The sequence below is a fragment of the Microbacterium sp. 1.5R genome (genome assembly GCF_001889265.1).
Classification (GTDB): domain Bacteria; phylum Actinomycetota; class Actinomycetes; order Actinomycetales; family Microbacteriaceae; genus Microbacterium.
This window is the reverse complement of sequence record NZ_CP018151.1, coordinates 2,147,780-2,160,036: the sequence shown is the minus strand read 5'-3', so window position 1 is coordinate 2,160,036 and position 12,257 is coordinate 2,147,780. Positions and strand designations below refer to the sequence as shown.

Annotated in this window: 11 protein-coding genes and 2 tRNA genes; 10 read left to right on the top strand and 3 right to left on the bottom strand. The window is 66.4% G+C overall.

The annotated features are described in order from the left end of the window. Positions 1-34: 34 nt before the first annotated feature. A tRNA-Gly gene (locus tag BMW26_RS10325) sits at positions 35-108 on the bottom strand. Positions 109-217: 109 nt separating this feature from the next. Here BMW26_RS10325 and BMW26_RS10320 point away from each other — a divergent pair. From BMW26_RS10320 to BMW26_RS10275, 10 genes are all read left to right on the top strand, one after another. Beyond that, positions 218-291: transfer RNA gene (locus tag BMW26_RS10320), tRNA-Pro, on the top strand. 62 nt (positions 292-353) lie between these two features. Further along, positions 354-1,874 (top strand): trigger factor, encoded by a 1,521-nt coding sequence (gene tig, locus BMW26_RS10315; RefSeq protein ID WP_056278929.1) that lies wholly within the window; start codon positions 354-356, stop codon positions 1,872-1,874. Between the two features lie 67 nt (positions 1,875-1,941). Continuing rightward, positions 1,942-2,451, top strand: a complete 510-nt coding sequence (locus BMW26_RS10310; RefSeq protein WP_315985294.1) for a tetratricopeptide repeat protein — start codon at positions 1,942-1,944, stop codon at positions 2,449-2,451. An 81-nt stretch (positions 2,452-2,532) separates the two neighbouring features. Next, on the top strand, positions 2,533-3,129 hold the full coding sequence (locus BMW26_RS10305; protein WP_053096644.1) for an ATP-dependent Clp protease proteolytic subunit: 597 nt from the start codon (positions 2,533-2,535) through the stop codon (positions 3,127-3,129). Positions 3,130-3,149: 20 nt separating this feature from the next. After that, positions 3,150-3,791: an ATP-dependent Clp protease proteolytic subunit gene (locus BMW26_RS10300; RefSeq protein WP_042540774.1), complete on the top strand. Its 642-nt coding sequence runs from the start codon at positions 3,150-3,152 to the stop codon at positions 3,789-3,791. Positions 3,792-3,948: 157 nt separating this feature from the next. After that, positions 3,949-4,884, top strand: coding sequence for a sugar-binding transcriptional regulator (locus BMW26_RS10295; RefSeq protein WP_056278928.1), 936 nt, complete (start codon positions 3,949-3,951; stop codon positions 4,882-4,884). Continuing rightward, positions 4,881-5,882 (top strand): deoxyribose-phosphate aldolase, encoded by a 1,002-nt coding sequence (gene deoC, locus BMW26_RS10290; RefSeq protein ID WP_072591429.1) that lies wholly within the window; start codon positions 4,881-4,883, stop codon positions 5,880-5,882. The genes BMW26_RS10295 and deoC overlap by 4 nt, the downstream gene beginning before the upstream one ends. Positions 5,883-5,892: 10 nt before the next feature. Next, on the top strand, positions 5,893-7,335 hold the full coding sequence (locus tag BMW26_RS10285; protein WP_053096638.1) for an aldehyde dehydrogenase family protein: 1,443 nt from the start codon (positions 5,893-5,895) through the stop codon (positions 7,333-7,335). Continuing rightward, a complete protein-coding gene (locus BMW26_RS10280) occupies positions 7,332-8,183 on the top strand; it encodes an aldehyde dehydrogenase family protein (protein ID WP_053096636.1) in 852 nt (283 codons plus the stop codon). Before BMW26_RS10285 ends, BMW26_RS10280 begins: the two co-directional genes overlap by 4 nt. Positions 8,184-8,191: 8 nt before the next feature. Further along, positions 8,192-8,668, top strand: coding sequence for a DUF4304 domain-containing protein (locus BMW26_RS10275; RefSeq protein WP_157557424.1), 477 nt, complete (start codon positions 8,192-8,194; stop codon positions 8,666-8,668). 372 nt (positions 8,669-9,040) lie between these two features. Here BMW26_RS10275 and BMW26_RS10265 read toward each other — a convergent pair whose 3' ends face one another. Both BMW26_RS10265 and BMW26_RS10260 read right to left on the bottom strand, forming a co-directional pair. Then, positions 9,041-10,951 carry an ABC transporter ATP-binding protein/permease gene (locus BMW26_RS10265; RefSeq protein ID WP_072591427.1) on the bottom strand — a complete coding sequence of 637 codons (1,911 nt, stop codon included), beginning with the start codon at positions 10,949-10,951 and terminating at the stop codon, positions 9,041-9,043. Beyond that, on the bottom strand, positions 10,951-12,174 hold the full coding sequence (locus BMW26_RS10260) for a peptidoglycan-binding domain-containing protein (protein ID WP_072591426.1): 1,224 nt from the start codon (positions 12,172-12,174) through the stop codon (positions 10,951-10,953). The genes BMW26_RS10265 and BMW26_RS10260 overlap by 1 nt, the downstream gene beginning before the upstream one ends. Between the last annotated feature and the right edge of the window lie 83 nt (positions 12,175-12,257).

Here is a 12,257-nt window from a genome sequence, read left to right as displayed (position 1 = left end):
GAAAGGCCCCCGCATCGCGGGGGCCTTTCTCGAGTGGAGGGGCTGACGAGAATCGAACTCGCATCATCTGTTTGGAAGACAGAGGCTTTACCACTAAGCTACAGCCCCGTTGTCAGCTGCATCCGGGAGGACTGTGCCGACTCATCGATCATAGCGGACTGACGGAGGTGCTCGTGTCCGTTAGACTCGGTGGGGCTGAATCTGCATGCGGATTCCCCGGGGCGTAGCTCAGTTTGGTAGAGCGCCCGCTTTGGGAGCGGGAGGTCGCAGGTTCAACTCCTGTCGCCCCGACATGGCTTCAACGGCCTGACAGCCGCGATTCAGCGCGGAAATCACAAGGAGAGCACACCAGAATGGCGAACAGCACCGTCGAGAAGCTGACCCCGACCCGGGTCAAGCTCAGCATCACGGTCACCCCTGACGACCTCAAGCCCAGCATCGCGCACGCCTACGAGCACATCGCTCAGGACGTCCAGATCCCCGGCTTCCGCAAGGGCAAGGTCCCCGCTCCGATCATCGATCAGCGCATCGGTCGTGGCGCGGTCATCGAGCACGCGGTCAACGAGGGCCTCGACAAGTTCTTCCGCGACGCGACCGTCGAGCACAAGCTCCGCGTCGTCGGACGTCCGGCCGCCGACATCACCCAGTGGCCGAACGAGAAGGACTTCTCGGGCGACCTCTTGGTCGACATCGAGGTGGACGTGCGTCCCGAGATCGAGGTCCCGGCATTCGACGGCATCACCCTGACGGTCGACGCTGTCGAGGCCGATGACGCCGCGCTCGACGCAGAGCTCGAGAACCTGCGCGCGCGCTTCGGAACGCTCGTTCCCGTCGACCGTCCCGCCGCGAAGGGCGACTTCGTCGAGCTCGACCTGGTCGCCACGATCGACGGTGCGGAGATCGACCGCGCCGAGGGCGTCTCCTACGAGGTCGGCTCGGGTGAGCTGCTCGAGGGCATCGACGACGCGATCGAATCCCTCACCGCCGGTGAGGACACCACGTTCCGCTCTGCGCTCGTGGGCGGCGACCACGCCGGCTCCGAGGCTGAGGTCTCCGTCACCGTCAAGGCGGTCAAGGAGCGCGAGCTCCCCGAGGCCGATGACGACTTCGCGCAGATCGCGAGCGAGTTCGACACGATCGCCGAGCTCCGCGCGAGCCTCGCCGAGCGCGTCTCGCAGCAGGGCGTATTCACTCAGGGTTCCGCGGCTCGCGACAAGCTCGTCGAGACGCTGCTCGAGCAGATCGAGATCCCCGTGCCGCCGAAGCTCATCGAGGACGAGGTGCACAACCACCTCGAGGGTGAGAACCGCCTCGAGGACGACGTGCACCGCGCCGAGGTCACCGAGGCCAGCGAGAAGCAGTTCCGCACGCAGGTTCTGCTCGACACGATCGCCGAGCAGGCTGACGTGCAGGTCTCGCAGGAGGAGCTCTCGCAGTACCTCATCCAGTCCGCCTCGCAGTACGGCATGGCTCCCCAGGAGTTCGTCGAGGCTCTGCAGTCGTCGAACCAGCTTCCGGCGCTCGTCGGAGAGGTCGCCCGCAACAAGGCCCTCGCGATCGCCCTGGGCAAGGTCAAGGTCGTCGACACGAACGGCAAGCCCGTCGATCTGTCCGACTTCGTCGTGACCGACGACGAGGCCGAGTCCGAGACGGCTGCCGACGAGAAGCCGGCCAAGAAGGCTCCCGCGAAGAAGGCTGCCGCGAAGAAGGCCGACGACGCCGACGCCGCTGAGAAGCCGGCCGCGAAGAAGCCCGCTGCGAAGAAGGCGCCCGCGAAGAAGGCCGACGACGCGGAGGCCGCTGAGAAGCCCGCCGCGAAGAAGCCCGCAGCCAAGAAGGCTCCGGCCAAGAAGGCTGCCGACAAGGCGGAGTGATCGGACACGATCTCATGAGGGGCGGATGCTGCGGCATCCGCCCCTTTCGCGTCAGCGGGGAGAGCAGATGAACGAGGAGACCATGAAGACCTGGGACGAACGCATCGACGAGGTGTGGGACGACGCGTCCGGCGAAGAGGTCGGAGACCAGACGATCGCCCGGATCGACGCGCTGGCCGCCGAGCGCGGCGTCGATGACGCCCGCGCGGAGTTCGAGCGCGCCGGGGCACGTGATTCGGCCGGCCGCCCCGCCGAGGCAGTCGAACTCTACCGGCGTGCGCTCGCACTGGGTCTCGACGACGAGCACCGCCCGCAGTGCGTGATCCAGCTGGCGAGTTCACTGCGCAATCTGGGCGAGTACGACGATGCCCTCGCCGTCATCCGTGCGGAGGAGGAGCTCTCGGCGGACGGCCCCTACCGGGATGCCGTGGCGACGGTCCACGCGCTGATCCTGGCGAGTTCCGGACGCCCGGCGCGGGGCCTGTCGGTCGCTCTCCTCGCACTCGTGCCGCACCTGCCGCGGTACCACCGCTCGATGACCGCGTACGCACACGAGATCGCGGAACTCGACGCCTGATATGCCGACGGCGAACACGGCCTGAGCGCTGCGTTGTCGCCGGTAGATTCGAATCACTGAAACACGGAATCAGGAGCTGACATGGCTGCAGAACCCCTCCTCGCTACGAGCGTCTTCGACCGACTGTTGAAAGACCGCATCATCTGGCTGGGATCGGAGGTGCGCGACGACAATGCGAACGAGATCTGCGCGAAGATCCTCCTTCTCGCCGCAGAGGACTCCGAGAAGGACATCTACCTCTACATCAACTCGCCCGGTGGATCGATCACCGCGGGCATGGCGATCTACGACACGATGCAGTTCGTCCCGAACGACATCGTCACCGTGGGCATCGGCATGGCCGCATCGATGGGTCAGCTGCTGCTGACCGCGGGCACGAAGGGCAAGCGCTACATCACGCCCAACGCCCGCGTGCTGCTGCACCAGCCGCACGGTGGCTTCGGCGGAACGTCGAGCGACATCCAGACGCAGGCGCAGCTGATCACCTCGATGAAGAACCGCCTCGCCGAGATCACCGCGGCGCAGACCGGCAAGTCGGTCGAGCAGATCAACGAAGACGGTGACCGCGACCGCTGGTTCACCGCCGACGAGGCGCTCGAGTACGGCTTCGTCGATCACATCCGCGACTCGGCCACCGACGTCATCGGTGGCGGCGGAACCGACCAGGACATCAAGTAACGGAAAGCGAAAGGACTCTCATGTACGCACCCACCTTCCGCTCTGCCGGCGATCTGCCCTCCAGCCGCTACGTGCTTCCTCAGTTCGAGGAGCGCACGGCATACGGCTTCAAGCGCCAGGACCCCTACAACAAGCTGTTCGAAGATCGAGTGATCTTCCTCGGCGTCCAGGTCGACGATGCGTCGGCCGACGACGTGATGGCGCAGCTGCTCGTTCTCGAGAGCCAGGACTCCGAGCGTGACATCACCATGTACATCAACTCGCCCGGTGGTTCGTTCACCGCGATGACGGCGATCTACGACACGATGCAGTACGTCGCGCCGCAGATCCAGACCGTGGTGCTCGGCCAGGCGGCTTCGGCCGCATCGGTGCTGCTCGCAGGCGGTCACCCCGGCAAGCGCCTGGCTCTGCCCAACGCCCGTGTGCTCATGCACCAGCCGGCGATGGGCGAGGCGGGGCACGGCCAGGCATCCGACATCGAGATCCAGGCGGCCGAGATCCTGCGCATGCGCACCTGGCTCGAGGAGACCATGGCTCGTCACACGGGCAAGTCGGTCGAGCAGGTCAACCGCGACATCGACCGTGACAAGATCCTGTCCGCCGCTGAGGCGCTGGACTACGGCATCGTCGACCAGGTGCTCACCTCGCGCAAGCGCATGTGATCGCATCTCCATGGTGAGAGGACGTCGGCCCTTCAGGGTCGGCGTCCTTTCGTCGTCTCCGGCGAATGTGCGACCACTGGAAGCGTCAATGCTCATATGAGCATCAAGGTGCGCGAACGGTGCCACGGACGTATGCTGGAGACGGAAGGAGGATGCCATGGAAGAAGAACTGATCATGGTCCGCGTCGCCGAGCTGTACTACGACGAGGACAAGACGCAGGACGAGATCGGCGCCCTCCTCAAGCTGTCCCGCTGGAAGGTGGGGCGCCTTCTCACACAGGCCAGAGAGCGTGGCATCGTCCGCATCGAGATCGTGCACCCGCGTGCGCGCCGACTCGGACTCGAGCGCCAGCTCGTCGAACGCCATGGCCTCACGGCTGCCGTCGTCGTTCCCTCCCCGGACGGCGATGACGGGACCCTCGAGCGGGTCGCCCAGGCCGCGGCCGACTACCTCACTGCGATGCGGCCGGTGCCCCGCACGCTCGGCGTCAGCTGGGGGCGTACGCTGCGCGCCGTCGCAGAGTCGCTGCCCGAAGGATGGGCGACCGGCGTCACCGTCGTGCAGCTCAACGGGGGAGTGAGCCTCAACCGCCGTTCGGGCGGAGCCGCGGGCCTCGCCGTCACCATCGCCCAGCGTGCATCCGGACACGTGTCCCTCCTGCCGAGCCCGGCGATCCTCGAACGCGTCGAGACCAAGCAGGCGATCGAAGCCGACCGCACCGTCGCGGCCGTCCTCGTCGAAGCGGCCGAAGCGCAGGCGTTCCTGTTCACCGCGGGGCCCTGCGATGCGACCTCCGCGCATGTCGAGAACGGCTACCTCTCGGCATCCGATGTCGAAGAGCTCGCGCGCCGTGGTGCCGTGGGCGACGTCCTCGGACGGTACATCGACGCCGACGGCAACATCGTCGACCCGCAGCTCGACGCCCGGACGGTCGGAGTCGACCTCGGGCGCCTGCGCGCCGCGAAGCGCTCGATCTTCGTCACCGCCGGTGACGCCAAGCATGACATCGCGCGCACAGTCGTGACCAGCGGCCTGTGCAGCGTTCTGGTGACAGATGAGACCACAGCACGAGCATTGTTGGAGGAACGATGACGACCCAAGAACTCAGCCGCAGATCGGCGGTGGACGTTCTCGGCGGTGAGCCGGATGACGCCACGCTCCGCCGGTTCCTGCACGGACTCCCGGGGGTCGACGCCGTCGGCCTGGAGCAGCGCGCGGCCGCACTCGGCACGCGTTCGATCAAGACCACGTCGAAGGCCTGGGCACTCGACACGATCATCAAGCTGATCGACCTCACCACCCTCGAAGGCTCCGACACGCCGGGCAAGGTGCGCTCGCTGGTCGCCAAGGCGAAGAATCCGGATGCCGCCGACCCGACGACCCCCCGGGTCGCCGCCGTCTGCGTGTACGGCGACATGGTCGGCGACGCCGTCGAGGCGCTCGGAGCTCTGCACGGCGATCCGGACGACGGACTCATCTCGGTCGCCGCGGTCGCCACCGCGTTCCCCAGCGGACGTTCTTCGCTGGCCATCAAGCTGGCCGACACCGCCGAAGCGGTCGCGGCCGGCGCCGACGAGATCGACATGGTCATCGACCGAGGAGCGTTCCTCTCGGGCCGATACGGACTCGTGTACGACCAGATCGCCCAGGTGAAAGAGGCATGCCGTCGTGCCGACGGTTCATACGCCTCGCTCAAGGTGATCCTCGAGACCGGCGAGCTCAACACCTACGACAACATCAAGCGCGCATCGTGGCTCGGCATCCTCGCCGGGGGCGACTTCATCAAGACCTCCACCGGGAAGGTGCAGCCGGCGGCGACGCTGCCGACGACGCTGCTCATGCTCGAAACGGTGCGCGACTGGCACCGGGGTACGGGAGAGCGCATCGGCGTCAAGCCCGCCGGCGGGATCCGCGCGTCGAAGGATGCGGTGAAGTACCTCGTGACGGTCGCCGAGACCGTGGGGGAGGAATGGCTCCAGCCGCACCTGTTCCGCTTCGGCGCCTCGAGCCTGCTGAACGACGTGCTGCTGCAGCGCCAGAAGCTCACCACCGGCCACTACTCCGGCCCCGACTACGTCACGATCGACTAGGAGCCCGCATATGTCATTCCTGGAATACGCTCCGGCACCGGAGTCGAAGGCAGTACTCAACCTCAAGGACAGCTACGGACTGTTCATCGACGGCGAGTTCGTCGACGGATCGGGCTCGAGCTTCGCGACGATCTCGCCGGCTGACGAGAGCCACATCGCCGAGATCGCCTCGGCGAGCGACGCGGACGTCGACCGGGCGGTCGCCGCCGCGCGTCGCGCCTACGAGAAGACCTGGTCGAAGATGAGCGGCCGCGATCGCGGCAAGTACCTCTTCCGCATCGCACGTCTCGTGCAGGAGCGGGCTCGCGAGCTCGCGGTCGCCGAGAGCCTCGACAACGGGAAGCCGATCAAGGAGAGCCGGGATGTCGACGTGCCTCTCGTCGCCTCCTGGTTCTTCTACTACGCGGGGTGGGCTGACAAGCTCGACTACGCCGGACTCGGCGCCAACCCGCGTGCGCTCGGCGTGGCCGGGCAGATCATCCCCTGGAACTTCCCGCTGCTGATGCTCGCGTGGAAGCTCGCTCCTGCTCTGGCGGCAGGCAACACCGTGGTGCTCAAGCCTGCGGAGACCACGCCGCTGACGGCGCTGATCTTCGCAGAGATCCTGCAGCAGGCGGATCTGCCGGCCGGTGTCGTCAACATCATCACGGGTGCCGGTTCCACGGGGGCCACGCTCGTGCGTCACCCCGACGTCGACAAGGTCGCCTTCACGGGTTCGACCGGTGTCGGCCGCGACATCGCACGGGCCGTCGCGGGAACCGACAAGAAGGTCACGCTCGAGCTCGGCGGCAAGGCCGCCAACATCGTGTTCGATGACGCGCCGATCGACCAGGCCGTCGAGGGCATCGTGAACGGCATCTTCTTCAATCAGGGGCATGTGTGCTGCGCCGGAAGCCGACTGCTCGTGCAGGAGTCGATCCATGACGAGGTCATCGATCGCCTGAAGAGCCGCCTGTCGACGCTGCGCCTCGGCGACCCGCTCGACAAGAACACCGACATCGGCGCGATCAACTCGGCGGCACAGCTCGCCCGCATCCGTGAGCTGAGCGACATCGGCGAGGCCGAGGGCGCAGAGCGCTGGACCGCGGACTGCGCGATCCCCGACAAGGGGTTCTGGTTCGCTCCGACGATCTTCACCGGTGTCGAGGCGTCGCATCGCATCGCCCGCGACGAGGTCTTCGGGCCCGTCCTGTCGGTGCTGACGTTCCGTACGCCGGCCGAGGCGATCGCCAAGGCGAACAACACGCCGTACGGCCTCTCCGCCGGCATCTGGTCGGACAAGGGCTCGCGCATCCTCGCGGTCGCCGACCGTCTGCGTGCCGGTGTCATCTGGGCGAACACGTTCAACCGATTCGACCCGTCGAGTCCGTTCGGCGGCTACAAGGAGTCCGGATACGGCCGTGAAGGCGGACGTCAGGGTCTCACCGCATACCTGAAGGGGGCCTCCGCATGAGCAAGCGATTGACCGTTCCGAAGACTTACAAGCTGGCGATCGGCGGCGCCTTCCCGCGCAGCGAGTCCGGCCGCACCTACGAGGTGCTGTCGGCGAAGGGGGCATTCCTCGCGAACGCCGCCCAGGGCTCGCGCAAGGACGCACGGGATGCCGTCGTGGCCGCACGTGCCGCCGTGAAGGGGTGGTCCGGCGCCACCGCATACAACCGCGGGCAGGTGCTGTACCGGGTCGCCGAGGTCCTCGAGGGTCGCCGCGCGCAGTTCATCGACGAGATCGCCGCGCAGGAGGGCGTCTCCACGTCCGCCGCCGCCGCGCAGGTCGACGAGGCGATCGACCTCTGGGTCTGGTACGCCGGCTGGTGCGACAAGTACGCGCAGGTCGCGGGCAACGCGAACCCGGTCTCGGGTCCGTACTTCAACATCTCGGTGCCGGAGCCGACCGGCGTGGTCGCGATCGTCGCACCGCAGGACTCCGCGCTGCTCGGTCTTGTCTCGGTCGTGGCTCCTGCGCTCGTCGCAGGCAACACGGTCGTCGTGATCGCGAGCGAGCGGTTCCCGCTGTCGGCCATCAGCCTCGCTGAGGTGCTCGCCACGAGCGATGTGCCCGGGGGCGTCGTCAACGTGCTCACCGGGTCTCCCGCCGAGATGGCGCCCTGGCTCGCCTCGCACCAGGACGTCAATGCGCTCGATCTGGCCGGTGCCGGCGATCTCGAGTGGATCGACATGCAGATCGCCGCCGCCGAGACGCTCAAGCGCGTGCTGACTCCCGGCGCGGTCACCGCGTCTCCGGAGCGCATCGGCGCCTTCACCGAGGTCAAGACCGTCTGGCACACCAAGAGCCTCGTCTGATTTGAGTCGTGACCTCAGCGATGGTTACTGCGCAAGAGCAGCTGCGTTCGATGCTGCGAGAAGATGTCGCGCCGATTCTGCGGGCGGCGGGATTTCGAGGTACGGAGCGGACGTTCGTGTTCCCCGATGCCGACTGGTTCGCTCAGGTCGGTATTCAGACGTCGACTGCGAGTACGAGCAGTCGGTCGAGGTTGACGATCAACGCGCAGGTGATCCCGAAAGCCTTCTGGAACCAGGTGCGCGCGGAGCGAAACTATCCGGCGAAGCCGTCGCCGAACGTCGGATACGGGCGCATAGGAGAGTTCTGGGAGGTGCGAGCAGGGCAACTCATCGACGGCCAGGACCGTTGGTGGTCGCTCGATGCGAGCGGGAGGGGGCGCCGAGAGCTCGCGGTCGAGATCGCTGACCTGATCGTCGACGTCGTGCTTCCGGCGATGCAGCTCTGCATGGCCACGGGTGACCTGACCGAGCCTGGAAACACGTAGACCGTCGAGCACACCAAGAGCCTGGTCTAGCGTCGACGGAATCCGCCCCCCCGCGCGCACGAGAGCCCCGCAGCATCAGCTACGGGGCTCTCAGCATTCGGCATCGTTCGAGTGGACCGGCACTGCCGATCAGAGACCCGGCAACTCCTGATCGTGCGATGACGGCATGGTGCGGGAACCCCTGCGAGCTGGCCGCCAAGCCGCTGGCGACGTCGCGTTCTCTCTCGAGACCGATGATTTCGAGCAGCAGCACGCGCGCATGCTGGCCCACGGCATTCGGTTCCGGGAGGACCCGCGCCAACGAGGCCTATCTCATTCGGCGGTCGGAGACGCCGATCGGATCGTTCACGTATGTCCAGCTCGCCGTCGCGATCACGACCGCAGTGCGTCTGCGGGAACAATGCGGTTGGCGCGAACTGCTCCAGCGATCGCGCCGAGAGCGGCGATGGCGATTCCAGCTCCGAGGGCGGCGAGAGCGAGGACGGGGTCGAAGACCGGTGTCCATCTCTGCGCGATCGTCACAGCGAGTACTGCGGCCATCCCAGTGACGATGCCGAGGAGACTGCCGAACAATCCGATAAGCAAGGATTCGAGCAGCAGCATCGTCGCGATGTGGCTCTTGCGCGCTCCGATCGCACGCCGTAGTCCGATCTCGTTGCGTCGTTCGGCGACGGCCGAGAGGGTGGCGATCGTCACTGAGGCCGCAGCAGCGAGTCCGGTCACGATCGTAAGCAACGCCAGACTCAGCGCGACGCTCGCCTCCACGTTCGCGCGCAGTGAGTCCGCTGGCGGGGGGGATGCGACATCGACGCGTTCCGGCTGAACAGGGTCGAGCACCAGCGGCGCTTCCTCCGCAATGCTTGCAGCGGCACCAAGTTCGGTGACGACATAGGCCGTAACCGTGCTCGTCGGAAGGTTCGCGCTCTCAGGGCTCTCGCCGCCTCCGATCACGGCCTTGCCGAGCAGACCGGGCGCGCGAGGAGAATCAGTGATAACTCCCACGACGACGAGGGTCCGGCCGGCGATCTCGATGGTCGGAGCCAGATCGACCGGGGCCATCCCGATGCCCTCGGCCAGATACTCACCGACGAGCACCTGGTTCGAAGCGAGCGACGCCACTGGCGCATCCGTCCAGTCGATGTCGAGGCGTAGCGCAGTCCTGATGTCTCCGTAGCTCGCGTATGTGGATGTGTCCACTGCATCGCGTGGGGCGCCCACGCGCACGCTCGCCGTGCCGAGATCCTCGAGGATGGCCACGGAGGCTGAGCCATTCAGTTCCGCCAAGGACCTAGCAGCATCCGGGATGCCGGTTTCGATCGTCGCTGAGACGCCATCGCCGGAGACGGTAGCGGTGACGTCGCGACTCTTGACGGCATCGAAGCTCTCGGAGACTTGCTGCTGTGCTGTGGCTGAAAGTCCCAGGGTCGCCACGAACAGGGTCGCAGCGACCGCGATCGCTGCGATGAGTCCGGCAGCGCGCCCGGGGCGGCTCAGCATGTTCGCAGCGGCGTCTCTGACTGCAGCTGCTGGCCGCACAGTGGACGCCTTCCCCGGCGTTTTGGGTTCTTCGCGGGGCCTGATGAGAGGAAGTCTCTCGGTGCAGCCATCTTCGGTGCGCTCCTGAACTTTGCCGTCCACGACATGGATCTGTCGGTCAGCATGCTGGGCGATCTGTTCCGAGTGGGTTACGAGGACCAGCGTCGCGCCATGATGACGGAGGTTCTCGAAGCTCGTCATGACCGCTTCAGTGGTGCTCGAGTCAAGGTTGCCTGTGGGCTCATCTGCCACGATGATGGGCGCCCCGGACGCGAGCGCCCGAGCGATCGCTACGCGTTGACGTTGTCCGCCGGACAGCTGGCGTGGCTTCGCATCGGCAAGGTCTGGGATTCCCACGTCAGCGAGCGCCGCAAGGGCTCGCGTCCTCATCCTGGTGGCGTCTACACCGCGATAGTGCATCGACAGTTCCACGTTCTCGACGACTGATCGGCGGTCGAGGAGGTGGAAGGCCTGGAAGACGAAAGCGAATGTCTCAGAGCGGTGGGCGCATGCTGCGCGTTCTTTCAGTGCGGCAACGTCCTGACTATCGATCAGGTAATTTCCCGTCGACGGAGCATCGAGCAGCCCAAGGATGTTGAGCAGTGTCGACTTGCCACTACCCGATTCACCCAGGATGGCGATGTAGCTGCCTTGAGGGATCTCCAGGTCGACGCCGCGCAGCGCGTCTACTGAAGACTGGCGGGTGCCGTAGCGCTTGGTGATATCTCGAAGGGTCAGCCCGGGCACTACTGGACTCTCACTTGTTCGCCTGGCTTCAGCTTCTCGTCGTTCAGGATCTCAATGGCGCTGAGGCCGTTCAGCTCGCCGATCTCCTTTACCGGCACCTCCTGGAAATCACCGTCGGAGTTTTGGCGCAGAACGTATCGACTCGAGCCGCGGGAGGCGACAGCACGACTCGGAACGAGGAGAGCATCCCTCGCGACCACGCTGCGGGTCACCACGAGTACGGGCTTCTCTCCGACGGACGAGTCCGGGATGGGTGCAGTGCCAGGGTCGCCAGAGTCGGCTGTCACGAAGGTGATCGGAACCAGACCTTCCTCGTCGGCCACTCCGATGTTCTGCAGGACGAGGTGGACTTCGGTCCCTGCGATCGTCGCTTTCGCCTCGAAGCCGACTTCGAGCTGGGCCGCGGTGGCTGCGATCACGGTAGCTGAGGCGATGGGAGATCCTTGGGCGAAGACGACCGCTGCATCATCGGGCAGCGAACCGACACCTGGCGCCGCGACGACAGCAGCTGGTAGAGCCGAGGTCACCACGAACGCGCTCGACCTGGCGACGGCTTGCATCTTCGGCACTGTTGGAGCGACAGGCACCGACGGGGCTACTGGGACCGGCTGGACTCCCGGGGTGGCGGAGTCCGAGGGAGTAGCGGGCTCTTGCGAGGGCGCCGGGGCTTCCTTGGCCACAACAGAGCTGTCCTCGGCTGCGATTGCCGCTTCTAGGGGGACCTTGTAGCCATGGTCGGCGTAGAGGCTGGTGAGTGAACGCTCTGTTCCCGGGCCGAAGATCCCATCTGCCGTCGTGGAGTATCCGGCGGCGGTCAACGCGTGCTGCAGCTGCTCGACGTCGCGCCCGGTGTCGCCGGTGCGCAGATCGCGGAAGAACGGAAACGCGCCAGGTAGGGCGAAGGTCGGCTGGGCGTTGATCTCGAGGAGCACCTGGCCGGCCGAGACCTGAGAGCCGATCGCAACAGGCGCGTCGGTCACGACTGCAACACCGCCCTCTCCAGGGGCAGCCAGACTGGTCGACGTCTGATCACCTGCCCGCACCTCACCCTGCACCGTCAGGGTCTCGGCGAGGATTCCTTGTTCCACGGGCGCTGTGATCCCTGAAGGCGGCGGCGCTGCGGCGTCACTGGCGATCTGGCTGGGGGAGCGGAACGCCGACGCGACCGCCCATCCGCCAGCAAGCAGAGCCGCACTGGTAACCGCGACAACCATCACCAGCATCGCGCGTCGGCCAGGTGCCCTTCGACCAAGAGTGCGCCCATCTGGCCGAAGGGGGTCTGTGGGCCCGGCAGGGCTGAGGAGAT